This is a genomic window from Lactiplantibacillus paraplantarum, from assembly GCF_003641145.1.
Taxonomy (GTDB): Bacteria; Bacillota; Bacilli; order Lactobacillales; family Lactobacillaceae; genus Lactiplantibacillus; species Lactiplantibacillus paraplantarum.
Genome location: NZ_CP032744.1, coordinates 2,472,215 through 2,497,187, shown reverse-complemented (window position 1 = coordinate 2,497,187; position 24,973 = coordinate 2,472,215). Strand labels below are relative to the sequence as shown.

Below are 24,973 nucleotides of genomic sequence, written 5' to 3'. Positions count from 1 at the left end.
TAAGACATAGTGTAACAGATTAGCGCTTACATTGCTGCTAATTTGCAACGTTATTTTAATGACGAGCGTGTCAATGTATTGACCTGAGTAACGTGATGATGGTGACTGAGATGGCCGTCTACAAGTAGTAATTGGTAACAAGGTAAGGGAAATCAACGAATGATGAGCTACTAAGGGGATGAACGCGTTCAAACTAGTTGGGGGACTAGCGTCTTAGTGACAAGGTGAATAGTCGGAATGAAAGTTAGTTGTGTGGCTTGATAATGGTTTGTGATAGCCTGATGGTGCATACTAGTGGGAAAATAAAGACGCGGCCCCTCATTAGGGACCGCGCTGATTGTATGTTCAGTTGTGCATGGGTTTGTTTAGTAATAACCGTTGGCTTCCCAGAAGGCCTTGGCCGCTACCCATGAACCGTAGCGAGAAGCCACGTATTCGTCAGCGACTGTTTCCTGATTAGAAGCCGAGTAGTCACCGTTTAGCAGTGACTTACTGAGTTGATACTTACCATAATAGTTCCCATTGGATGCGGTGTATGAACCACCAGATTCTTTGTTGGCGATCCAAGCTTTCGCGGCAGCTTCAGCACTACTTGATGTGCTAGTTGTTGACGAACTGCTGCTAGCGGTCGTCGTACTGCTACTAGTCGTGGCGGTGCTACTTGAAGTTGTGGCACTACTGCTGGATGCGGTGCTCGTGCTTGCGGCGCTGGAGGCCGTGTTGTAGCTCAGCTTCGTCATGGAAGCGGAAGTAGCAGTTGCACTTGACGCGGTGCTAGCTTGGCTCGTCGCAGAACTTGAAGTGGCACTACTTGACGCGGCACTGCTAGTTGACGAACTGGCGGCACTGCTTGACGCGGCGCTAGCGGTAGATGTGCTGGTCATGCTACTTGACGCAGCGCTGGTGGTTGATGAGCTAGTGGCATTACTTGAAGCACTCGTTGTTGACGAACTGGTAGCGGTGCTGGATGCATCACTGGCCGTTGATGTGCTCGTACTACTACTTACGGCTGTGCTGCTGGTACTTTGAGTACTAGCGCTAGTGGCCGCCGCACTGGCAGTACTGGTACTGGTCGAACTAGCCGTACTTGAAGCAGCACTAGTTGGTACTTGGGTAGTAACCGTGGTTGCATGGTGCTTGCCGTTGACTTCCAGTTTGTCACCGATATAGATCAAGTTAACGTTCTTTAAATGGTTGGCTTTCTGAATCGCTGTGATGGTCGTCTTATGCGTTAAAGCAATTTCGCTGACGGTATCGCCAGCTTTAACAACCACGGTATCGGCATTAGCTACGGTAGTACCTAAGGCTAACAGACCGGTAGCTGCCAATGAAGTTAATAAGGCATTTTTAATTTTCATAAGTTAATCAGTCACTCCTATAAAAATTGTGTTGTTATTTCGATTGAATGGTGATTAGTATACCGACCGCAGATTGCAAAGCAATAAACAACAGATTACGGTTTGAGCTATTTTTGTAACAAAGTAACATGGTGTAACAAGTTAACACTTTCATCATCTTTTCGCCACATTATCATCACACTCGCGGTAAAATTCAGAAGGTAATTTAAAAAATGGTTTAAAGCGGTGAGCGATATTCTTATTAATTCAGTAAAATTTGTTATAATCGAGACCGTTAAGCAGAACGTTGTGTAAGGGAGCGAGTAATAATGTATTATTTTGTGAATACCAGCATTAACCCGAAAAAATCGGGAATCGAACATGCTGAGATGAAACGGCTGGCACTTTTTAACCAGCATCACGTTCCTGCTAAGATGGTCACGCGATTCTTTTCGTTATCGTTACACCAGACGTTGAAAACGGCGGGAATTAAAGCTGAAAATCAAATTAATTTGTTTGATTTTATCCAACATTCAAGTAAACAACCAACTAAAAAAGTGACGATTGAAGATTTACACTTAGCATCAAATTTACGTGTGCAACCCGTTGGGCGTCATTATGAGGTCTATCAAAATGACCAGTTATTAATGAAGGTTAATACATTTCTGAACACGCAAAAACAACTGAACAATGTTCAATATTACGACCAAAATGGCAAGTTAGTTAAGACTGACTGGTATGATACTCGGGGATTCAAAGGACTTGAACAGTTTTATGCCGCTGATGGACAAGTGGCAAGTGAACAAGTCTTTAATCCGGACGGAGAGGTCGTCTATCAGACCTTTCATATGGCAGATCGACAAAGTCAGGTGCAAAATTCACTGTATCGCTTCATTAATTATGAGGGGCAGGACTGGTCATTTGCCGGTGAGACGGCGATGACGACCTTTTTCCTCGATGAACTTAATCGAACGACGCCACATGCGGTCTTTGTCATTGATCGGACTTATGAATTGGCCTACGCTGCGCTCCACATGCAGACTAAAGCGTTTAAAGTCATGCACCTACACAGCAATCATGTTAATGATCCAGCGCATCCGAAAACGGCTGGTCTCAATTTTAACTATGCTTATGCACTCAATAACCTGGATCAGTGGAACGGTGTCATTGCGTCGACTCAGCAACAAACTGCTGACTTTCAAGCCCGCTTTGGCAACCAACCGGCCGTTTATACGATTCCGGTCGGGATTGTCGATGACGCGACTTTGAACGCGCCCAAGCCCGCTTTTGATCAGCGTACCGCTGGTAAGATTATTTTTGTGGCGCGTTTAGCCGAAGAAAAGCAACAGGATCAGGTGATTCGGGCGTTCAAAAAGGTGTTGGCACAAGTGCCGAATGCAACCCTTGATTTCTGGGGCTATGCGAATGGCGATACGGGCAAGCAGCTACATCAACTCGTGGAACAACTGGGACTGCAATCGGCAGTGACGTTTAATGATTACACGACGGATTTGACGACTGTCTATAATGATGCTCAGCTGGCGATGCTCACCTCGCGGGCAGAAGGTTTTGCACTCGCCTTACTTGAAGGCCAAGCCCACGGGGTGCCTCAGATTGCTTATGATGTCAAATATGGGCCGCGGGATATTATTCGTGACGGTCACGACGGTCAATTGGTACCGGTTAATGATGAGAATGCGTTAGCTACGGCGATGATTGACTTATTGACACAGCCGGAAAAGTTAGCTACGTATAGTCAACAGGCTTATCAAGATGCCAAGCGTTTTAGTACGACCGCCGTTTGGCAACAGTGGCAACCACTTATGAAAGCCGCAGCCGATTTTTATCAAGTTGAGGGGGCAACGCAGCGATGAATTTTTTTGTGAATCAGTATTTAATGGCGTTAAATTCTGGCGTAGAGCATGCCGAATTCAAACGGCTCCAGTTGTTTAAAAATCATCAAGCACCGGCTAAACTAGTGACGCGACAATTCGATGGTTTACTGCATCAAAACATGCGGCGCTTCAATATTGCCGATGATCAGATGGCCAACTTGTTTGACTTTTTCCGTGAAACGACTAGCTTTTCCAGTCGGATCATCAAGATGGCTGATCTGAATTGGCCAGCTGCTTATGATATTAAGCCGGACCCTAACGTCAGTGAGGTGCGGGCTGGTGATCGGCTGATTGCTAAGGTCCATTTTGTGCCAAGTACGGTGGGCCATGTGTACTTTATTGAAATTTTTGACCAATTCCACAATTTAGTTCAGCGAACCGACTATGATGAACGGGGCTTCAAGGCCCGTGACGAATTTTTCTCGTCAGCGGGGGAACCAATCACGGATATTTTTTATCGTCCAGATGGTAGTCGGCTGGCCGAACAATATTATGCGCATGATAGCAATGGAACTAACTATGTTTCGCTGTGCCACTTGCTAGATTATCATGGCCGCGACTACTACTTTAACGGTGAACAGGAATGGTACCGGTTCTTCCTAGATGAATTGAACAAGCAATATGATGAAAACAATGTCTTTATTGCTGATCGTCCATTAGCTGCTCAGTGGCCGGTGGTGAATATGCAGACGACGGCTAAAAAATATTTGTGGTTACCGACACCGCATGCGGTGGACCCGCGTGATCAGGTCTATTCTAATTTGAATAACGCGTATGTTTATGGATTACACGAATTTTTGAGTGCCTGGGATGGCGTCATCACGAGCACTGAACAGCAGAAGCAGGATTTGACGCAGTGGCTTGGTGGTCAACCAAGTATCCCAATCCTGACGATATCAGCAGCCGTGGTTTCCAAGCAGCAAGCCCAACGTACGCCAATTGATATCAGTGATCGCCACGCGCATGAAATTATTTATACGGGGCGTTTGGATGCTGAACGGCGCGTCGATCAGCTGGTGACGGCTTTTGACCAAGTGCACCATAAGATTCCGGATGCTACCTTGGTGATTTACGGGTATGGTGGTGAGCTGGACCACTTAAAACAGCAAGTGGCCCAGTTGCACTTAGAGGCAGCGGTGACTCTTGCTGGGTATCAACCGAACTTAACAAATGCTTATGATCAAGCTGGCGCTTACGTTTATACGGGTGAAAGTGATGCACAGCCATTATCATTAGTTGAGGCCCTTAGTCATGGCGTTCCAGCGATTGCTTACAATATTAATTATGGCCCGAAAGATGTTTTGAAGGATGGCAAGAATGGATATTTGGTCACGGATGGTGCCGTCAACCAACTTGTCAGGGCGTTGACCCGGACGCTTGAAAATCCGCAACGTCAACAACGACTGAGCAAGGGTGCTTATCGGAGTAGTGAACAATACGCTGATGAACAAGTTTGGCAACAGTGGCAGCCGGTTGTTCAGTAAATAGAAAAATGGTCTGACTTTAGTGGTCAGGCCATTTTTCAATATTAATGTCAAAAAGTATTACTAAATAAATTCTTAATAAAAACGGGAGCCGTTAATCTGACCACGTTGTTAGGTATTGCGTAATTGCTGCTTGTACGGGGCGCAGTGTCGCTGCCGGTTGCGTGTTGGTCAGCAAGAAAAATTGGCGCTGATAATGAGCACTTAGCCGTTCGACAGGAACATCGGCGGTTAGAACGTGACGCGAAATAATTGTTTGGCCGATCCCATGAGCGAGAAGGTCCGCAATGATTTGGTTACTATGGATCACCATGACTTGGGCTGGCTGAATATTGCGAGCCTTTAAAAAAGCGTTGGTATAATGGCGAACACCAGAATTAGGTTCGCGTAGCAACCAGAGGGGACTGGCGAAATCGCCCGCATGAACAAGCTCATCGTGGCCAAATGGCAAGCGATTGAGCTGGTCAGTAACGAGTGGCTTTTCAACTAAACCAAACTCTAGTTTGTGTTGGGACATGGCAGTCAAAATTTCGGCCGAATTGGCAAGCGTCACTTGAAAGTCAAAGCGATCACTGACGGCACTCAAATTGGCTAATAAGGTCGGTAGAATCAGACGCCCAGTTGTGTGTGAGGCGCCAATCCGGCAAGGGACTTTCACTAAGTGGCGTGGTGATTGCACCGCTGTTTTGGTAGCGGCCCAAGTTGTTAACAACTTTTGAGCCTGTTGATAGAGGAGCTGGCCACTAGCAGTAGGAACGATTTCTTGGCGACCATTACGTGTAAAGAGCGTGGTTTGCAAATCGGCTTCAAGTTGTTTGATTTGTGTCGAGACGGTCGGCTGGGAAATGAAAAGTTGCTCGGCAGCATGGGAGAAGTTGCGGGTCTCGTACACCGCACAGAACGTTTCTAATTGTTTAAACATTGTGTCCACCTCTAACTATTATGTTTATTAATAGTAACTATCATAATAATTTATTTCTCAAATGTAAATAACTTTCGTATACTTAAAAGCATCGAGATAGAGATGGGAGCAAGCGAATGAAGGTCAAAGGGATTTTACCGGGGTTAGTGACCAGTCTGGTCATTGCAATTATTAGTCAGGGATTGGCGCAATTTGTGCCAGCGTTAGGTGCGGCCACTATCGCGATTTTATTAGGAATCGTTGGCGGCAACACGTTTTTGAAACAACCACAGCTTGGTCGGGGGACTAAGTTTGCGGAAAGTAAGTTGTTGGAGTATTCCGTAATGCTGCTCGGCGCGACGATGACCGTACAGACAATCGGCAAAATTGGTGGTTTCGGCGTGCTTTTCATTCTGTGTCAAATGACGATTACGATCGTCGGCGCCTTGTGGTTAGGGCGCAAGTTGGGGTTCAGCCAATCGGTGCGTATGTTGATGGCTGGCGGTAACGCCGTGTGTGGGTCGTCAGCGATTGCATCAATCGCACCCGTTATTGACGCGGATGAAGATGATAAGGGGACCGTCATTACCCTAGTCAACTTGATGGGGACAGTCCTGATGTTAACATTACCGGTTCTAGGGATGGCGGTTTTTGGTGGCAGTGTCATTCTTAAAGGAGCCTTGATTGGGGGAACTTTACAATCAGTTGGGCAAGTAGTGGCCGCAGCTAGTATGGTCAACCAAACAACGGTTCAGTTCGCAACGATTTTTAAAATTATGCGGATTATGATGTTAGTCGTTGTTGTTTTGATTTTTGGCCGGCTACACCAACGTACAATTGAGAATGAGCTGGCTGAAGATGCTGTCGTCAGTGGCAATGGCAACGGTCATTGGTTGCCCTGGTACGTGGCCGGATTCTTAATTTTATGTGCTTTAAATAGCTTGCTCTCGTTACCAGCAATGGTTGGTGCGACGGCTCATACGATCAGTAGTTGGTTTGAAATCATTGCGTTAGCGGCTATCGGGTTACGTTTGAATCTTGTTAACTTTATGAAAGCTGGCAAGCGCTTAGCACTGTATGGCTTAGGTGTGGGGACGATTCAGGTCGTCAGCGCCTTGATTTTAATTACGTTATTACTGCAACATTAATTGGGTTTTAATACACTCAAATCGCAATCATGGTTAATCATGATTGCGATTTTTCATCCAAGAAAGTAGGGACACCATGCTAACTTATCAAGTCACACCAAGAATTGAACTGCGAGAACCACTACCCCAAAGCGATGCGCCGGCATTACTAGCATTATTAACAGCTAATCGTGCGCAGTATCAGTATTATTTGTCGTGGGTGGTTAAGATTCAAACAGTGGCGGATGAACAACGATTTTTAACTTCGGCACAAGCTCAGTTACAACAAGCACAAGCGCTCAACCTAGTCATTGTCGTTGAACAACGGGTTGCGGGGATGGTTAGCTGTGACCACTTCGATGATAGCGACCACAGTGCCAACGTCGGTTACTGGCTGGGGCGACCGTTTCAGGGGCGTGGCGTCATGACGGCAGTCGTTCGTGGTGTCTGTGACTTGGGCTTTAACCAGTATCGTCGTCAATATTTGCGGATTCGTGCGGCGGTGGACAATCAGGCAAGCAATGCGGTGGCACAACGGGTGGGCTTTGATTTTTTGATCCAGCATCCAGATGGTCAGCACTTATTGGATGGCAATCATGATGAGAATGTGTATCAGATGTCAGCGGTCGATTGGCTAGCAAGTCGCCGCAAGTGATTATTAGACAAAATAAAACTGACTAGCCTAGATGGTTAGTCAGTTTTATTAACGCTTAATTTTTAACTGTCACCACTTGCCACGTCTTAGGAATTGTAAACAAATATTGTCGTTGGACAATTTTTGTCTTGGTATTTCCTAGGCTAAATAAAACGCGTGTCAGGTGATTCTTAAACTGCCAAGTCGTGGTTTTTATTTGGATTTGTGCGGGGGCACCACTAGTTAGCTTAGTTGTCGTGGTGGTAGCGGTCACCGTGTGACTGACTTTAGTGGCGGCTGCAACCCGGTAACTGATGACGCGTTCAGACCCTGTTCCGAGTTGCTGGACCCGCAACGCCGCTTGTTTGGATTTTAGCGGGGCTAAATCTTGAATCTGCGTGCGGGTGACCTCGTGCATGCCCCAATGGTAATTGTCGTTTAGGACGAGGGCGATGAGGCTAGCGGCAATAATCAGGCCACTAATAATAATGGCAATTAGGCGGTTGCGGCCTGCTGGTGAAAAAATCATTGTGCCAGCAAAGACAAAGGTTGCAAGGATTAGTAGGACAATAATCATGCGGCATCATCCTCCTGACTAATAGTTGTTGAGTGGTTGGCTTTTAAGAAGAAGGTAATCCCAAAGCCGATCGCGCAAAAAATGAGTGAGACCACGAACGCCATATGATAACCAGTCAAGGTAGCTGTGATTCCCGCTTGACGGTATTTCAAGGGTGCCTGTGTCAGTAATTGGTGTCCCGGCATTTGCCACTTGGCGACGCTGGAGTAGACACTGATTAAAACGGCCGTCCCCATTGAAGCGGCGACTTGACGTAGGGTGTTGTTGGCGGCGGTCCCATGAGAGATCAACCGGAATGGTAAGGCATTGATCCCGGTCGTTGTGACGGGCATGGTAACCATGGTCAGGCCGAACATCCGAATAGCATAAACAACGATAATCCATAAGATCGGGGTCGTGGCACTGATTGATAGGAAGAAAGCAGTTCCTAGCGTTAGGAGTAACATGCCCGTCATTGCTAATCTGCGAGCACCGATATGGTCAAAGATGCGCCCAGTAATCGGACTCATAATCCCCATCATGATTGCGCCAGGTAATAAAATCAATCCAGAATCCATCGCTGAACGACCGAGGACCGTTTGAATATACATTGGCAAAATCATTTCGACGCCCATCATAGCCATATAGGCGAGGGCGGTCAGGATGGCGGATAAGGTAAAGGCCGGAATCTTAAAGACACGTAATTCCAATAATGGCTGATCCATGTGAAGTTGCCGCCAGACGAATAGGCCAATGAAAATCAGGCCAATGACTAAAGTTGTGAGGACGACCGGGTCGCCCCAACCAGCGTTACCAACGGATGAAAAGCCGTATAACATACTGCCAAAACCGATCGTTGAGATCAAGACTGACCACCAGTCGATTGGTTGTTTGGAAGTTGGTAAGACTTTCCGTAAAGTGAAGAATGAAACGATGATGACCATAATATTGATTGGCAGAATGAATAAGAAGAGCGCTCGCCAAGAATAGTTATCAATAATCCAACCAGAGAGTGTCGGTCCGATGGCGGGCGCTAAGCCAATAACGATTCCGGCTGTGCCCATTGCGGAGCCCCGCTTTTCGGGTGGATAAACTGAAGACATGATCGTTTGGAACACTGGTGCGGAAATGCCGACGCCCATAGCTTGAATCATTCGGGCAATTAGCAACATCTGAAAGTTGACGGCAAAGTACGCCAGCGTGGTTCCAAGGCCAAAAATAAACATAGCTGTTAAGTACAGATACTTGGAATTGATTCGGGTCAGCAACCAGGCACTGACGGGGATCATGATTCCCATGATTAACATGAAACCAGTGGTCAACCACTGAACGGCGGTTGCTGAAATATGAAAATCGGCCATTAACGTTGGAAAAGCTGTCGTTAACAGGGTTTGGGTAATGAAGGTAGTGAACGTCCCGACGAGCAAGGTCAATACGAGCCAAGTCCGGTGATAAGGCTGGCCATTGGCATCAAGCGGTAACGTTGAATTTTGAGTTGGCATAATACCGTCCTTTCTTTTATGAATTCTGTAATAATGCACAATCAATAAGTATATCACGATGCAGGTCCTAGGCCTATTAATTGGTACTGGGGTGGTCAACTGAATGGTCGATGTCGTGGTAAAATGAATAGATAATATTATTTAATTTATGGTGAGTCATGCTAATAATAGCCAGCATGATTCATCGACATTCAGTAAGGAAGTTGAAAAGATGACAGAAACATATTTAACATTTGATTGTTACGGGACGTTAATTAATACTGAACCGTTGTATCAATGGGTGGCTAATTTAGGCTTAGCGGTTGGTTTAGACCCACTGACGGTTCGCAAAGCCTACGCGACTTATGAGGACGATCCCGCTAGCGTCCACCCTTATCTAGATTATTCAGCATTAGTCCGGGCTGACCTGAAACATTTAGATCGATTATTTGAACAAGGACACTTCTTTGAAAGTCATTACGTGGAATGTCTGGAAGTGCAACGACACCTATTACCATACGCCGACGTTATACCGACCTTAACAGCGTGGCAGCAATTGGGCTATCAATTGATTATTATGTCGAACTCATCATGGGATATTATGCCGGCCAACATTGCTGCCTTAAAGGTGCCGTTCACAGCGGTTGTTACGGCTGAAGATGTTCAGGCTTACAAACCAGCGTCAGCTTTCTTTGAAACTGTTCAAGAGCGTTTTAAGTTAACGGCAGATAATCATTGGCACATTGCACGTGGCTATGAATCCGATGTTGTTCCAGCCAGTGCTATGCAGTGGCCGATGATTTGGATTAATCGTGATCAGCGACAACCGACTAGTGCTGAACGGCCGACCCATATGGTTACTGATTTGGCCGCTGCTAAGCAGTGGGTCGAGTAAGCGTGCGCGGTAGTGTCCCCGTTGATCAGCAGTTAAAGCACTGGCTGATTATTAGGGTCGAACAAGCTTTCTAATTTTGACTAGACTGTTAAATCTCAAAGTTGGAAAGGAAATTAACGTGAATTCAAAATCTTTAAATAAAAGTACGGTCCTATTAATGGCGATTTCGGCAGCCATTGTAGTGGCTAATATTAATTATATTCAACCAATTGAAGCTGACATTGCACAGCAGTTTAATCTTCCAAATGCCGTTATTGGCGCGGTAGCAATGCTAACGCAGTTGGGCTATGCCTTCGGGTTACTGTTAATTGTTCCTATGGGTGATATCATGAATCGCCGAACGTTGATTATGCGCTTACTGGTACTCGCAATCATTTCAGCGTTACTAGCCTTCGTGGCACCCAATATTTGGGTGTATGCCTTGGCGAGCTTATTGATTGGGATAACCTCAGTGGCACCGCAAGTCATTATTCCGTACGCCGGCTTTCTCGCGCCTCGTAATCAGCGCGGTCAAGTCTTGGGCAACGTTCTGAGTGGTTTACTCGTTGGGGTTCTCTTATCACGAACTGTCAGTGGGGTACTTGCGAGCTATTTGCCTTGGCAGATGGTTTATCTGATTGCCGCTATCTTGATTGCAGGATTGTGGCTCGTCTTGTGGCGAAAATTACCGCATGATCCCGTGACGACACATACCACGAATTATAAAGCCATGATTCAGACAGTGCCCCAGTTAGTAAAACGCTATCCGGTTTTGCGAGCGTCGGCTGTTAACGGCTTTGTCTTGTTTGGTGTTTCTAATATTTTCTGGGCAACACTCGTCTTTTACTTGCAACATCAATACGGGTGGGGAAGTCGTGAAGCTGGTCTGCTTGCGTTGCTAGGTGTTACCGGTGTGTTAGCAGCCCCTTTAATTGGCCGTCTAGCTGATCGTTTTCGGCCCCGAACGATTATCGGCTTGGGTCTAGTGTTATCAACATTAGCCTACGTAGTGTTTTGGCTGAGTGGTACGCATTTGGTGGGGTTAATTATTGGTATTGTCATTCTTGATTTAGGTACTCAATTCGGGCAGGTCGCGAATCAGACACGGATTCAAAGCATCGATGTCCATGCCAGTAGCCGTTTCAATTCGGTATTCATGTTTGGCTACTTCATGGGTGGCGCCCTAGGTTCATTTTGTGGCAATGTCTTATGGGATTTAGCTGGTTGGAACGGCGTCTGCGGGTTAGCGGTCGTCGTGTTAATGATTGGCTTTTATGCCCACTTTGTTCATTATCCACGGGTGGTGACACGACAAGCGCAACATTAGCAGTGTATTAGTTAATCGGTCATGAATCATGATTAAAACGTGTCGTTTTTTAAGTTCAAAAACGGCCAGCTAAAAACCGCTGGAAACAGGTGCGAGTGGGCGTAAACTTGCTTAGGTAGTGCGTCCTACACCGACTTCCAGGCATTTCTGCCAATTGCTGGAACGCGGTGGACACAGATTTAAGCCGCAACCCACGTCTTAAATACTGGTCTTCCACGCCTTAATCCATATTGGTGAAACGTGTTCAGGTCAGACTGAGACTTCCGGTTAGGGACGCTATGGCGCCAAGCGGAAATTCACCGCTTAACGTCATAGCTAGGCTAATCCTCGGTCTCAACCCGTCTGAACCTCACACTCTTGCACCGCTGAGCATTGGCTGAAACGCCTTCCAGTCGGGATAGTATTCGAATGGCAGACATGTGCGTACCCAAATTTTGCTGGATTTGTCATTGTTTTTCATAAACGATAATTTTGCTAATCAACTGTCAGACTGAAAATGATATTGAGCCAGCTCACTAATCCTGAATCGTGTAGTAAGATTTAATCTCTCGACAAAGTTCTAATGCACCTAACGCTTTGTTTAAAGTTCCAGTATCAAAATGGTCAGCGACCCATTGGACCAAATTAGGCGGTCGTTCATCAGCCATTCGAGCGACTTCCCGACTGGAGGGGCTGGGTGACAATGCTCAGTAGCCAAATTATTCTTAGCTGGAAGTGATTTCCTTCCGGCTTAGAATAAGACTCGTATTTGAGATGACGCGGGTTGGGCGTTAGCTCAAATCGACGTCGGCTACGTTCCAGCAATTGGCACCCAGCCCCGGAGGTCGGAATAGGACGCACACACGCTGACGAACAACAATCTAAACCTGGCACGTTTTAATCATGATTAGTCCTAAAATGACTGGCACGATACTGATACCAAGCGGGCTATTGATGTTTGTGTAATAACTTAATAATTGGTATAGGCGCTGGCAGTAGGGGACAGTTAATTAATATGAAGTATGCCGATGATGAGCTTAATGAATATTAACCATAATCGATGTTAGACTTAATATTAGTCGTAAATCAATTAAAAGGATTGTATTTTAGTAAAAATGGTCTAAACTCTAATCATTCATGTTAGAAGATGTTACATGAAATCTAAATAAGAGGGTTTTGCTATGCGAATTGAAGCTGATTGTATTGGTAAGTTAGCTGTTCCGGATGATGCGTTGTATGGCATTCATACGTTACGTGCCGTTCATAATTTCCCGATTTCAACGGAACTGATGCATCCGCTGATCATCCAAAGTCTCGTTCAAATTAAGAAGGCCGCGGCTAGCGTGAATGCGGTCAGCGGGACTTTATCTGCTGACAAGGCGCACGCCATCATTGCGGCATGTAACCAGTTGCTACTGGGGCGTTATACGGATAACTTCATTGTTCCCGCGATTCAGGGGGGTGCTGGCACCTCGGCTAATATGAACGTCAATGAGGTTGTCGCTAATTTAGCCCACCGGTTGATGCCGGCAGTTGCCGTTCATCCCAACGATGATGTTAATCAATCACAATCAACCAATGATACTTTTCCAACGGCCGGTAAAATGGCGCTTTGCATGCAGCTCCCAGGATTATTAACGGCACTCAGCCGGTTGGTACAAACGTTACTGGTTAAGTCGCAGCGTTATCAAGATGCCATCAAAGTTGGTCGGACCCAACTGGAAGATGCGGTTCCAACGACGTACGGGCGGACCTTTCATGCTTATTATCAATTATTCAAGCGTGATTTAGCCCGCGTACGGCAGGCTGGGGAACACCTCCGGATTGTGAACTTGGGGGGGACTGCAATCGGCACTGGTATCAACGCGACCCGCACGTACCAACAACAAATTTTGGTGAAATTAAATCAAAATACTGACTTAGGCTTGGTAGCCGCACCGGACTTGATTGATGCAACGCAGAACTGTGATTTGTTCGTGGAATTCTCCGCAGCCATGAAGACGTTAGCCGTTGACCTTTCGAAGTTTAGCAATGACTTAAGATTGTTGGCGAGTGGCCCGCAAGCCGGTTTTGGTGAATTGAATTTACCCGCGCAGCAAGCTGGCTCTTCCATTATGCCCGGCAAAATCAATCCGGTTATTCCGGAAGTTGTTAACCAAGTTGCGTTTGAGGTGATTGGTCATGATACGACGGTAACGATGGCGGCTGAAGCGGGGCAATTGGAATTGAATGCTTTTGAACCGATTATGTTGCGAGCGTTGTTAGCCAGTGAGCAACATTTACAGCGAGCTTTAGAAACATTGGTCGATCACTGTGTGCGGCAATTGACGGTCAATCGTCAGCGCTGTGCGGATCAAGTGGCGCACTCCGCCATTACGGCAACTGTTTTGGCACCATACCTTGGTTACGAGACGACCACCGCGCTGATTAAAGAAGCCCTCGCTACTAACCAAGCGATTCCTGAATTATTGCATCGACGTCAGTTACTCAGTGACGAATTGGTTGATCAGCTATTTTCACCAGTGGGACTGATGCAGCCACGGCAAGAAGATGTGACTAGATCCCGAATCGTCGCGAAATCGTGATGATACTTATTAATTGAGATGATGTTTAAAATAGGTGTCGGGCGACTCGATAGCTCAAAAAAGTGACAAGTATCTGGATAAAATCTCAATAGGCGCATCAAGAATTAATCGTTAATTCTTGATGCGCCTATTCGGTTTGTATCCTTAGCGGGTTCCCAACAATTGGGGGCTAGCAGTTAATTGGGTCTGTTTGGTCCACATCAGCCGTTATTTTTTAGAAATAGCAAGACTTATCCATGCACAAGCGTGGCGCAGTTACCCGCGTTTAGTTGCTTATTGTGTAGACTGGAAAACTGGCTGTAACAGTAGCTAATGCAGATTAACCAAAGCAAAGACGATTGGAATCGTGACAACGCTTAAAATCGTCGAAATACTCATTAGCGCCACGGCGGGGCCTGGATTGCCGTGAACCTTGAGGGAGAACAAGACGACAATTCCGGCTACTGGACAAGCGGCCATTAAGACGGTGGTAAACAATGGGATACCACTGATCCCCATCAGTTGTAAGACGACGATTGCCAGATACGGAAATAGTAAATTACGTAGTAAAATCACGAGCCAGAGTCGCTTGTCCAAGGTCGTCCGATCAAGCTTAACGTCCGCTAAGCTATTGCCGATGACGATCATTGATAACGGCGTATTGACTGAACTGACATACTTGACGGCACTGTTGGCAATCGTTGGCAATTTAAACGACGTGACAAAAATGAGTAGGCCCACAATGATGGCGATAATGTTGGGATTTAAAACGATCTGCTTGAGGTTGTCACGGCGGTTTCCGTGACGGCCGGTAAATAGACTGATGCCGTGCGTCCAACTGAAAATATTAAAGGCCGCTAATGATGCCACTGCAAAGAAGACGCCGGTTGCACCAAATAGGGCACTTGTTAGCGGTATTCCCATAAAGCCAGCGTTAGAGTAGACAGAACCATAGCGCATGATACGGCGTAAATTGCCATCAGCCACATGTTTGAAGAGTAATTGGGTCACGATGATCATGATGAGATAAATGATCACGATTCCGACAATGACTCGGGCCAGCATTTGCAAGCGGTCGGCTGAAAACGTCTTTTCGAAGGCTTGGACAATCAAGCAGGGAGAGACGATGTACAGCAAAATATTCGTTAAGTCGGTGGAAGTCTGGGCGTGCATGAAGCCAAGCTTATTAATAAGCAAGCCGACTAGCATGAGGATAAACATTAAGATAATTTGACTCGTTAATTGTGTTAGATTCATCTGCTTCAGTCCAATAAATTAGAATAGTCTCATTATTGGGGTTAAGCATGAGCTTTGTCAACACATCTTTAGGCCGGATGATGCGCTTGGGCGACATCGACGTGATGCTTGAGGTGTGGGAAGACATGACTATCTGACCAGCCCATGATGGCGCCTTGTGCGATCAAAGCAAAGGCCGTTCCAAAGCCAATAGCTCGCAAGTGTCCCGTGGCAAAAAATGATACTATGATGATTGTTAGTGGTGGTAAGTAACTCGTCCACTGGGCAATTATGGCAGAGCCATGTAGAAACCGAAACCGTAAAATGTATGATAAATCATCGTTTGGATGTTGAATTAAATTACAACGTTGATAAATCGAAACGGCGGCTGCCACGCCTAATAAGCCGAGCACGTTTAGGATCAACCGTGGAATCAAGGGCAACGCTGGAATTTGTAACCAATCCCAGAAGTAACCGATAAATTGTACGAGATAACTAAACGGGACGATATAAAGTAAATTGGAGATGAAGCGTCGGCGATCGAAATGACCGAGTAACAACTGATTGAGAATCGTAACGACGACCCCATATAGTAATAGTGTCGTCCCCAATGAAATGTGCGTCCAATCAGCTAGGTTGACACTAGAGCCCGTCCAGACGGCACTCCCCAGACTAGTTGCGATAGTGAGTGCATTGGCAGCGGAATTCAATAGGATGGAAAAGATTAAAAATATAAAACGTTGACGAAAATCAGAGATGTTCAACACGACTAAGCGACCTTTCCATTAACAGTATATGGCTTATTATAACCGCTTTCACGAGCGGATGTCACGGTCAGACTCTGAAAAATATGCTATACTGATTGCACAATAGATTTTACGGTTGAAGGACACTTCAAGAATTCGGACTACTTTTGGGTTGGGTAGTCGGAGCTTGAAGTGCCCTTTTTTAGGAGGCTTTTAATGGATTATGTTGGTAGTTTAGCGTTGATTTTAATTGTTACAGCAGTAGCTGGACATCTGAGTGTGCGGATGGGCCTGCCTGCGGTGATTGGCCAATTGTTAAGTGGGATTCTGCTAGGACCTGCAGTATTAGGGTGGGTCTCGGCAACGAGTTTTATTAAAGACTTTGCGGAACTTGGCGTCATTATTTTAATGTTTATGGCTGGGTTGGAAAGTGACTTGAAGTTACTGAAGAAGTATTGGCGCCCCAGTCTATTAGTTGCTGTACTAGGGGTGGTCCTACCCATCGCGGTGATTGACTGGTGCAGCCAGTTATTTCACCTTAACGCTACTGAAAGTTTGTTTTTAGGTGTCACGTTTGCGGCCACGTCGGTCTCAATCTCCGTGGCAGTGCTCAAAGAGTTGGGCGCATTGGATGGTAAAGAAGGAACGACAATTCTAGGTGCGGCGGTGGTTGATGACGTCTTAGCCGTCTTGATCCTGAGTTTGATGATTAGCTTGTTTGGCAGTGAGGTTAGTGGTGGCGGGAGTCATTCATCCACGAACTTGGGGCTTTCGTTAGCAATTCAATTAGCCTTCTTTGTAGCGCTGTACTTTGTAGTGAAGTGGGTCGTACCGCACCTGATGGCGGTAGGGAACGCATTGCTAGTGCCAACATCAATTACGTTGATGTCGTTAGTGATTTGCTTTGGTTTATCGTACTTAGCAGATGCCATTGGTTTGAGTGCCGTCATTGGCGCCTTCTTTGCCGGTATCGCGGTTGGTCAGACTGATTATCACGAAGTTATTGATGAGCATATTCAGCCAATTGGTAACGCCGTATTTATTCCAGTCTTTTTTGTTAGTATCGGTTTGAATATGTCATTTAACGGTTTTTTAAATGACTTTTGGTTTATTGTAGTGATTACTGTAGCAGCGATTGCGACTAAGTTGGTAGGGGCCGGAGTCGGGGCACGGTTAGCAGGGTTTACTTGGTTGAGTGGTTATGAGATTGGTGCTGGGATGGTCTCGCGTGGTGAGATGGCATTGATTATTGCACAGATTGGTTATCAAGGAAAGTTGTTGTCGGCTGATCGTTATTCAGCAGTCATCACGGCAATTATTTTAACGACGCTGATTGCACCGTTACTACTGCGTCAAGCAGTCAAAAAACAAGCTGAAGGATAAAAAGTTTAAAGTGAACCCCTAAGGTTGGACACCAAATCTAACCTTGGGGGTTTTACTATGTCAAAATTTAATTTAGAACTTCGAATAAAGGTCGTTACTGAATACTTATCTGGTAAAGGTTCACCGTCTCTAGCTAAGAAGTATCGCATTAGCAATCATGCAATCATTCTGGGTTGGGTTCATCGATTTGAGCGGCGAGGTATTGAAGGTCTAAAAGACCGGTCAATGTCCCAAGAATATTCTAGTCAGTTCAAAGTCGATGTATTAAACTGGAGGAAACGAAATCAAGCTTCGCTTCCAGTGACTGCCTTACACTTTGACTTGTCGTCGCCAAGTACGATTTGGCAGTGGGAAAAACACTTCCAGGAATCTGGAATAGCGGGACTTGAGTGCAAACGAGGGAATCCTAAGACCATGGCCAAACACAAGCAGAACAACCCCAAACCTGAAAAACCACAGACTCCAGCCGCAGAATTGAAGCAGCTAAAACAAGAGAATCAAATGTTAAAAATAGAAAATGAATTCTTAAAAAAACTCGATGCCTTAGCACGAAAGAAGTCAAAACACACGAACTCATCGAACTAGTAGACGAGTTAAGGCAGAATTTTCAAGTTTCCATCAAACTAGTTCTTAAGGCTGTTCGTATTCCTCGCAGCACGTATTATTATGCTAAGGAGCATCGTGGTCGTAACTTAGATGATTCACAAATTATTCAGGCAATTGATGAGATTCGTCAACAAGATCCAAAATATACTCGGAAATACGGGTACCGACGAATAACCGGTGCTTTACATGACGCTTATGGCTTTAAAATCAATCATAAGCGGGTCTTACGGATTATGCGGGAACAAGACTGGCTATGTGGCGCCTTTAATCGGCAGAAACGAAAGTATAATTCTTACAAGGGAACTGTTGGCGTCATCGCCCCAAATCGACTTAAGCGACGATTCAAAACAGATCGGCCTTACCAGAAGTTAGTCACCGACGTCAGTGAATTTCGATATGGGAACCAAAGCCAAAATGAACGGGTTTATTTAGAACCAGTCCTCGACCTCTTCAATGGAGAGGTTCTGGCTTTCAATATCAGTGACCACCCGACCGTTGAATTCGCTTTAAAGCCTTTGAAAGAAGCCCTAAATCAAATACCGGTGTTAGATTATCGGACGACTGTCCATACTGACCAAGGGTTTCAGTATCAGCATCGCCACTGGCAAAACACGCTTAAAGAGCACCATGTATTTCAGAGTATGTCGCGTAAAGCCACTTGTCTCGACAACGCCGCCATGGAGTCGTTTTTTCACATTATGAAAGTCGAGGTTATGGATGAACATTTTGAGACCAAAACAGCGCTTATCGAAGCTATGAACGAATGGATAGACTTCTACAATCATCGGCGCATCAAAACAAAACTGGACGGCAAGTCCCCGATAAAATACCGGGAACTTACCGTCCAGAAAGCAGCTTAATAAAGTTGTCCAATTTTAAGGGTTCACTTTAGTTGTCGATTGAACAGGACCGGCTTATTTGCAATTTTTGCAAATAAGCCGGTCCTGTTCTACTTGGCGATCAGTCAACACTTAATCGCTGAAAATGAACCTCGGCGAGTTGACCGTATTGATTGGTGGTTACCAACTCAAAACGTTGTTGTTGGTTAATGGCGTTGAATAGTGGAATGCCATCGCCCAAAATGACTGGCGCAATCTGGATGTATAGTTCATCGATCAAGTTGGCAGCCAAAAGCGGCATCAAGACACCTGCACCACCAACGATCCAAATATTATGGCCCGCGGCGCGCCGTAATTCTTCAACGATCTCGGTTACAGGCGTGTTAGTGAATTGAGTACGTTCGTCACCAGTATGTGGTTGTGAAGTCATAACAATATTGCGGGTCGCCGGATTATATGGATTAATGAGTTGATCAGTGGTTTGTTCCATCGTGTATTCGTAAGTATGGCGACCCATGATGGCGGTATCAACTTGCTGCATAAATGCTTCGGTGGGGGCATCACTAGCACCGGCTGTTTGGAACAACCAGTCTAAGCGGTTATCCTTTGTGGCTAGATAACCGTCAATTGAAATGGCCCCGTAAAACTGAACTTTACGCATGTTTCGACACCTACTTTATCTTTAGTAGTCATATTGTACCATGTTTTCCAGTTGTACACTTACTGAACTCTGGTAAAAGTTCAGTAACATAATTAAGAGACATTGTTTGGCTGCTAGGTTGCGGTATTAGGATTGTTAGTCGTCTAGTGGGTGCAATTCGGAGGTGCTAGTTATTATTTAGTATGAAGCCTGATTAAACAGGCGGTTCCTGAGGTTGTTCGCCAGCATGCATGCTGTTATGCCGATCCTTGCAGTCTTGAGTCTGTGGGGGCACAAATTGAAGTTGAACAATGGCATACACTTCGCTGGTACCGAGCACGTGTTAGGAAGTCGCTTGAATGGCTAACAGCTACCCGCTTAACTAAGAATAATCAGACATCGATTGCTTTGTCGTGGTAGGTGCTAAGTAGTCAGGCGCCAGAATGGAGAAGCTTGTGGCCGGTCACGGGACGACTAATTTGACATGCAGTATCCGAGTGTTGTGAGGAAGGCCAATAACGGGACAGCTAGTCGTAAGTTTGACGATGGAACTAGCTCAAAAATTAAATATTGATGGTGTTCAACCGCTAAAAGGTCCGCTATAATTGGATTAGCATTTCATAAATTCGGCTGCCCTTGAACGTTATTCGCAGGGTGAGCTGGCCTGGTTCGTAAACTTCCCAGGATAAAAAACCAAGAACTTCAATTATCGGAGGTAAGAGAATGAATGCGACGCGTAACGTTATTATTGATTGTGATCCTGGTATCGATGACAGCTTAGCACTGCTGTTAGCATTAAAATCACCGGCACTAAACGTGATTGGGATTACGATTGTTTGTGGGAATGTGCCGACCCATATTGGTGCAGAAAACGCACTGAAAATTCTAGATTTAGCTGATCGGTTAGATATTCCGGTCTACTTAGGGGCTAATCGCCCGTTGGAAGTCGCGTATACCAGTGCCCAAGATACACATGGTGACGATGGGTTAGGCAATAGCGAAATTCCGACAGTAACAGCAGTACGACCGATTCAAGATGCGGCTAGGTTCATCGAAGCTACGCTGACGGAGGCGCCCACCACCTCAATTCTGGCGTTAGGACCATTGACGAATATTGCAACGGTGCTGCAGCGTGATCCGAACTTGTTTGAGCAAGTCGATCAATTTACATTGATGGGTGGCAGTTATCGCAGTCATGGTAATTGTTCACCAGTTGCTGAGTACAATTTTTGGTGTGATCCAGATGCGGCCAAGGTTGTGTTTGACTTGATGCCGGTTCCGATTCAGATGGTTGGTTTAGATGTCACTCGTAAAATTGTGTTGACACCTAGTTTGTTAGCTTATATTAAAGATATTAACCCCACAATGGGGACGTTTATTGAGAAAATTACTAAGTTTTACTTTGACTTTCACTGGCAATATGAGCGGGTGATTGGTTGCGTGATCAATGACCCGTTGGCTGTGGCGGGCATGCTTGATTCGACGATTTTGCATGGCTTTGACAGTTACACGACGGTAGTCACGGATGGTGTCGCTCGCGGACAATCGATTGTTGACGATCATGATTTTTGGCATGCAACGGTGAATAGCCAAGTGATGACGGACGTTGATGTTGAGGCTTTCTGGCGTTTGTTCTTAACGACGGTCATCGGTGCGACTGAGCCTGATTTGACGCATGTCTTGCATCAATTGGTAACGCCATGCGAAAAATAAAGACCCGTACGATTACGTTATTAGCGTTCTGTATCGCACTGAATATTATTGGCAGTAATATTGCGTTGATGTTAAAATTACCCATTTATTTGGACTCAATTGGGACGGTGTTAGCCGCGGCCGTGTTCGGTCCACTTGGCGGGATGCTGGCCGGGGGTGCCACGGGAGTGATTGTTGGTGCCACGACTGACTTGTATTCACTATTTTTCATGCCGGTTCAGTTGTTAACGGGATTCATGGCAGGCTGGTTATATCGACGAGTCCAGCCGGGAACTTGGCGTTCAAGTTGGTGGTTGGCTGGGGCAATCGCGCTTCCCGGAACGCTACTATCCACGGCAATCACGGTTATCTTGTTCCATGGAATCACCTCATCAGGGTCTAGTATGCTAGTTCAGTTATTATTAGGAACAGGGATGGGTAAGCCAATGGCCGTCTTTTTGATTCAAGTGGGAACGGACTACTTGGATCGTTTTATTACTGTTTATGTGGTTGCCTTAGTGTACCGGGCCTTACGATATAAATTACCGCAAGCAAATTAGTTGGTATCGTCGTGACAATGGTTTGGCTAGCCGGTACCATGATCTATCAACTTAATGATATTTTGTCAGGTCGACTGGGGGCACTACGCTACGCATCAGTCGATCTTTTTGAGTAAAATGATGACGACGACTTGACCCTCTCGTTACGTTAGCCCTTATAGTAAAGCTTGTTGAAAGGAGTGATCATGATGGCTTATCAGATTAAGCAGTTAGCAACGTTAGCTGGTGTTAGTGTACGGACTTTGCGTTACTACGATGAAATCGGTTTATTGAAACCCGCTTTTATCGGTGACAACGGGTATCGGTATTACGAGACACCCCAGATTAATCGGTTGCAACGGATTTGTTTATACCGGCAGTTACAGATTCCATTGGCCACGATGCCGACATTGCTAGATCAACCAGCAGCTGTCGTGGTGACACAACTTCAACGACAATATCAGCAGCTGCAACAGGAACGGCGACATTTAGATCAATTGTTGACCTTGATGGAAACGACGATTGCGGCTCAACGGGAGGGCAATCAAATGAATGATCAGGAGAAGTTTGCAGCGTTTAAGCAGACACAGCTCGATGAACATGAAGTTAAATACGGCGCAGAAGCTCGCCAACATTATGGTGAGCAGGCGGTCGAATCAGCAAATCAACGTTTTAGTCAACTTAGCGCCACTGATTACGCAACTATGCAGGCGACGGAGCAACGATTATTAGTGGCCTTAACGCAACAATTGCAACAACCGACCGAAGAACGCGCTGCAATGATTTATCAACTTCATCGTGACTGGTTGTGCTATGCATGGGCGCAGTATCAGCCAGCGATGCATCGTGGATTAGCGCAGCTGTATTTAGCAGACCCGCGATTTCGTCAGTATTATGATGGTCGTGCGGGCAACGGGGCTACGGCAATCTTAGTCCAGTGTATTGAACAGTATACTGAGCCACAAAATTAATTAGTCAACGCCGTGTTATCCAGCCATGGCGTCGAAGCAAAGTGAGTGGTAGCACCATTGTTGGTTAGTGGATGCGCGGCTTAACTTAATCAGCGGTTCTTAAGCGTCAATATTCGAAAAACGATGGCTGCTTAAAAGTTAGTTGTGACAATAATAATCTGTAAAATACGCGTCGTAATTGGCCGTGTAAGCTTAAAAGGTCTTCTCCAAGTATTGTTTTGGAGAAGACCTTTTAAGTCTTAAAGATTTATGGACGGTTTTGTGCTTATAGCCTACTAATCACGTCGGCTCATTTGACCATCTTCGATTTGATAAACCACGTCACAATCGTCGATCAGACGTTGATCGTGTGTGACCATGACGATAGCTTTTTGATGGTGATGGGCTTCGTTAGCAAGGCGCTTGACTACGTCGATGGATCGCGGTGTGTCAAGACTTGCAGTGGGCTCGTCGGCTAAAATAACACTTGGATCGTTATAAAGTGCCCGAGCAATGGCAACGCGCTGGCGTTCACCACCTGAAAGATCACTAGGGTAAGCGTCACGGACTTCAGTGAGCGCTAATTCTGCGAGCAACTCATCAGTGCTAGCCTGGTTGAATTTGCGCCGGGCCATCTTATCGACGAGTTTGAATTGTTCACGTACGGTCAGAAATGGAATCAAATTGGAACTTTGCAAGATGAAGCCAATTTCGTTAAAACGGTAAGCTAACCGTTGCTTTTCCGTTTGATTTGATAAGGATTGCCCATTGAGAATAACTTGTCCACTAGTGGGCGTTTGTAATCCGGCAGCAATCGTTAAAAAGGTTGATTTGCCCGAGCCTGATGGTCCAATAATTGCAACGAATTGCCCCGCACTGACCTCAAAGTTGGCATTGGTCAAAGCGTTAACGGCGGTGTGACCGTGCCCAAATTGTTTGTTGATATTTTGTAAAGCTAAAACTGGTTGACTCATAATGAAATCCTCCTTATCCGATGGCGACAACGGGATCAATCTTGGCAACGGTACGCCATGAGAGCAAGGCCCCGATGACTGCGGCTAGTAAGAGTGCCACACTATAAATTCCAAATTGTGGCCAGTCAATGGCGAACGGTAGACCAGCCGGCATGATTTGAGCTAATCCTAGTGTAATTAAAAGGCCGATACCGATGCCGATGATGGCCATCGCAACGCTTTGGGTTAGCAGGGCTGCCAGAATGTGTTTGGTACCAATTCCTTGTACTTTTAAGACACCAAATAAGGCTTGTTTTTGTAAGGTTAAGACGAACATGAAAATACCAATAACGGCGAGCGCGATGACAAACAAGAAGTAGATCATCGTGTTTAGTGTTAATTGTTCGGCACTGTAACCAGGGAGCTTTTCGATAAAGGTCGCAATACTCAAGCGTTGTATATCACCATGGTGCTGATTCTTAAAATGGCTTTTCTTAGTCACGAACGCGTTAACTGGTTGTTGATCGCCGCTAGTGACGGGATTACCCTTGAGTCGATTAAGGGTGGCAACATCCGTGTAGACTGTCGGGGCAATGCTATAAGTACTTGCTTTAAAGGTACCAACGATGGTTACTTTTTGATCAGTGGTTCCAATCCGAACCTTTTGACCTAACTTGTAGCCCTTGTCTTTTAGTGCCGCGGAGATAATCAGCTGATTCTTACCGTTAATCTGATGGCCGGTGACAACTTTAGGCATCAAGAAGCTATCACGAGTGGTTCCAAAAGCACTCGTGGTTGTTTTGAGACCATTGTTGGCTGTTCGCAGTGTTCCTGATAGGCTAGCTAGTGGGGCCACGTCATTGCCCTGAATGCGATCTTGATCTGCCAATTTGAGCTGGGAGGCAGATAATGTCTGGTTCGCGTCCTTATTTAAATAGACGGTTTGCGCATCCCACTGGTCGACTGCTTGGCGATTGCCATTGGATAGACCATTAGCAAGTCCTGCCAACATAAAGACGACAAGCGCAATTAGCAGTAAAACACCGCTAAGTAATCCGTATCTTAGTTTTTCATGGTTCATTTCTTTTAAGCCTAAATACATCTCAATTCCTCCTCTTAATTTCATTTATCACCCGATAAATCAATGTGATTATAGTAGCACGTTAATTCTGATAAATCAATTTTTTTATTTAGTCGTCAAGCTAAATTATTTCGAAAAGTTTGCCCTGA

General features: G+C 45.7%; 23 protein-coding genes and 1 riboswitch. Of the genes, 13 read left to right on the top strand and 10 right to left on the bottom strand.

What is annotated here, in order from left to right:
- Positions 1–365: 365 nt before the first annotated feature.
- Entirely contained in the window at positions 366–1,358 is a 993-nt protein-coding gene (gene apf / locus LP667_RS12350) for an aggregation-promoting factor (protein ID WP_021732278.1), read from the bottom strand.
- 308 nt (positions 1,359–1,666) lie between these two features.
- Between apf and LP667_RS12345 the strand changes: the two genes are divergently transcribed.
- Both LP667_RS12345 and asp1 read left to right on the top strand, forming a co-directional pair.
- Positions 1,667–3,211 carry a glycosyltransferase gene (locus tag LP667_RS12345; protein WP_021732277.1) on the top strand — a complete coding sequence of 515 codons (1,545 nt, stop codon included), beginning with the start codon at positions 1,667–1,669 and terminating at the stop codon, positions 3,209–3,211.
- The gene (gene asp1 / locus LP667_RS12340; RefSeq protein ID WP_021732276.1) at positions 3,208–4,716 is read left to right on the top strand and encodes an accessory Sec system glycosyltransferase Asp1; all 1,509 of its coding nucleotides are present in this window, start codon (positions 3,208–3,210) and stop codon (positions 4,714–4,716) included. The genes LP667_RS12345 and asp1 overlap by 4 nt, the downstream gene beginning before the upstream one ends.
- A gap of 94 nt (positions 4,717–4,810) precedes the next feature.
- On the opposite strand, the gene LP667_RS12335 is transcribed toward asp1, so the two are convergent.
- Positions 4,811–5,638 carry a LysR family transcriptional regulator gene (locus LP667_RS12335; protein ID WP_021732275.1) on the bottom strand — a complete coding sequence of 276 codons (828 nt, stop codon included), beginning with the start codon at positions 5,636–5,638 and terminating at the stop codon, positions 4,811–4,813.
- Positions 5,639–5,754: 116 nt separating this feature from the next.
- On the opposite strand from LP667_RS12335, the gene LP667_RS12330 reads away from it, so the two are divergent.
- On the top strand, positions 5,755–6,765 hold the full coding sequence (locus LP667_RS12330; protein WP_021732274.1) for a YeiH family protein: 1,011 nt from the start codon (positions 5,755–5,757) through the stop codon (positions 6,763–6,765).
- A gap of 76 nt (positions 6,766–6,841) precedes the next feature.
- Complete coding sequence (locus LP667_RS12325; protein ID WP_021732273.1) at positions 6,842–7,399, top strand: GNAT family N-acetyltransferase; 558 nt, start codon at positions 6,842–6,844, stop codon at positions 7,397–7,399.
- Between the two features lie 55 nt (positions 7,400–7,454).
- Here the strand turns inward: LP667_RS12325 and LP667_RS12320 are convergent, their stop codons facing one another.
- A complete protein-coding gene (locus LP667_RS12320; RefSeq protein ID WP_021732272.1) occupies positions 7,455–7,955 on the bottom strand; it encodes a DUF4811 domain-containing protein in 501 nt (166 codons plus the stop codon).
- Entirely contained in the window at positions 7,952–9,436 is a 1,485-nt protein-coding gene (locus tag LP667_RS12315) for an MDR family MFS transporter (protein ID WP_021732271.1), read from the bottom strand. Before LP667_RS12315 ends, LP667_RS12320 begins: the two co-directional genes overlap by 4 nt.
- A 211-nt stretch (positions 9,437–9,647) precedes the next feature.
- Between LP667_RS12315 and LP667_RS12310 the strand changes: the two genes are divergently transcribed.
- Together LP667_RS12310 and LP667_RS12305 are read left to right on the top strand one after the other, a co-directional pair.
- Entirely contained in the window at positions 9,648–10,310 is a 663-nt protein-coding gene (locus LP667_RS12310; protein ID WP_033609581.1) for an HAD family hydrolase, read from the top strand.
- Between the two features lie 118 nt (positions 10,311–10,428).
- Positions 10,429–11,616 carry an MFS transporter gene (locus tag LP667_RS12305; protein WP_021732269.1) on the top strand — a complete coding sequence of 396 codons (1,188 nt, stop codon included), beginning with the start codon at positions 10,429–10,431 and terminating at the stop codon, positions 11,614–11,616.
- A gap of 515 nt (positions 11,617–12,131) precedes the next feature.
- Here the strand turns inward: LP667_RS12305 and LP667_RS17285 are convergent.
- Entirely contained in the window at positions 12,132–12,263 is a 132-nt protein-coding gene (locus LP667_RS17285; RefSeq protein ID WP_021732268.1) for a hypothetical protein, read from the bottom strand.
- A gap of 513 nt (positions 12,264–12,776) precedes the next feature.
- Between LP667_RS17285 and LP667_RS12295 the strand changes: the two genes are divergently transcribed.
- Positions 12,777–14,180 carry an aspartate ammonia-lyase gene (locus LP667_RS12295; protein ID WP_021732267.1) on the top strand — a complete coding sequence of 468 codons (1,404 nt, stop codon included), beginning with the start codon at positions 12,777–12,779 and terminating at the stop codon, positions 14,178–14,180.
- A gap of 309 nt (positions 14,181–14,489) precedes the next feature.
- On the opposite strand, the gene LP667_RS12290 is transcribed toward LP667_RS12295, so the two are convergent.
- On the bottom strand, positions 14,490–15,416 hold the full coding sequence (locus LP667_RS12290; protein ID WP_021732266.1) for an AEC family transporter: 927 nt from the start codon (positions 15,414–15,416) through the stop codon (positions 14,490–14,492).
- A gap of 68 nt (positions 15,417–15,484) precedes the next feature.
- Positions 15,485–16,162 (bottom strand): YczE/YyaS/YitT family protein, encoded by a 678-nt coding sequence (locus tag LP667_RS12285; RefSeq protein WP_021732265.1) that lies wholly within the window; start codon positions 16,160–16,162, stop codon positions 15,485–15,487.
- Between the two features lie 195 nt (positions 16,163–16,357).
- On the opposite strand from LP667_RS12285, the gene LP667_RS12280 reads away from it, so the two are divergent.
- From LP667_RS12280 to LP667_RS17090, 3 genes are read left to right on the top strand one after another with little or no spacing between them, the layout of a single operon-like run.
- The gene (locus LP667_RS12280) at positions 16,358–17,524 is read left to right on the top strand and encodes a cation:proton antiporter (protein ID WP_021732264.1); all 1,167 of its coding nucleotides are present in this window, start codon (positions 16,358–16,360) and stop codon (positions 17,522–17,524) included.
- 57 nt (positions 17,525–17,581) lie between these two features.
- Positions 17,582–18,109 (top strand): helix-turn-helix domain-containing protein, encoded by a 528-nt coding sequence (locus tag LP667_RS17095; protein ID WP_054519414.1) that lies wholly within the window; start codon positions 17,582–17,584, stop codon positions 18,107–18,109.
- Positions 18,046–18,990, top strand: coding sequence for an IS3 family transposase (locus tag LP667_RS17090; RefSeq protein ID WP_225428816.1), 945 nt, complete (start codon positions 18,046–18,048; stop codon positions 18,988–18,990). The genes LP667_RS17095 and LP667_RS17090 overlap by 64 nt, the downstream gene beginning before the upstream one ends.
- A gap of 100 nt (positions 18,991–19,090) precedes the next feature.
- Here the strand turns inward: LP667_RS17090 and LP667_RS12270 are convergent, their stop codons facing one another.
- Positions 19,091–19,630 (bottom strand): dihydrofolate reductase family protein, encoded by a 540-nt coding sequence (locus LP667_RS12270; RefSeq protein ID WP_021732263.1) that lies wholly within the window; start codon positions 19,628–19,630, stop codon positions 19,091–19,093.
- Positions 19,631–20,267: 637 nt separating this feature from the next.
- Positions 20,268–20,312: riboswitch (PreQ1 riboswitch) on the top strand.
- Between the two features lie 20 nt (positions 20,313–20,332).
- On the opposite strand from LP667_RS12270, the gene LP667_RS12265 reads away from it, so the two are divergent.
- The 3 genes from LP667_RS12265 (at position 20,333) to LP667_RS12255 (ending at position 22,811) form a co-directional block, all read left to right on the top strand.
- Positions 20,333–21,322 carry a nucleoside hydrolase gene (locus LP667_RS12265; RefSeq protein ID WP_021732261.1) on the top strand — a complete coding sequence of 330 codons (990 nt, stop codon included), beginning with the start codon at positions 20,333–20,335 and terminating at the stop codon, positions 21,320–21,322.
- On the top strand, positions 21,310–21,861 hold the full coding sequence (locus LP667_RS12260; protein ID WP_021732260.1) for an ECF transporter S component: 552 nt from the start codon (positions 21,310–21,312) through the stop codon (positions 21,859–21,861). Before LP667_RS12265 ends, LP667_RS12260 begins: the two co-directional genes overlap by 13 nt.
- 185 nt (positions 21,862–22,046) lie before the next feature.
- Positions 22,047–22,811, top strand: a complete 765-nt coding sequence (locus LP667_RS12255) for a MerR family transcriptional regulator (RefSeq protein WP_021732259.1) — start codon at positions 22,047–22,049, stop codon at positions 22,809–22,811.
- Between the two features lie 275 nt (positions 22,812–23,086).
- Here the strand turns inward: LP667_RS12255 and LP667_RS12250 are convergent, their stop codons facing one another.
- Together LP667_RS12250 and LP667_RS12245 are read right to left on the bottom strand one after the other, a co-directional pair.
- Positions 23,087–23,764: an ABC transporter ATP-binding protein gene (locus tag LP667_RS12250; RefSeq protein WP_021732258.1), complete on the bottom strand. Its 678-nt coding sequence runs from the start codon at positions 23,762–23,764 to the stop codon at positions 23,087–23,089.
- A 13-nt stretch (positions 23,765–23,777) separates the two neighbouring features.
- Positions 23,778–24,845 (bottom strand): ABC transporter permease, encoded by a 1,068-nt coding sequence (locus LP667_RS12245; protein WP_021732257.1) that lies wholly within the window; start codon positions 24,843–24,845, stop codon positions 23,778–23,780.
- Positions 24,846–24,973 lie beyond the last annotated feature (128 nt).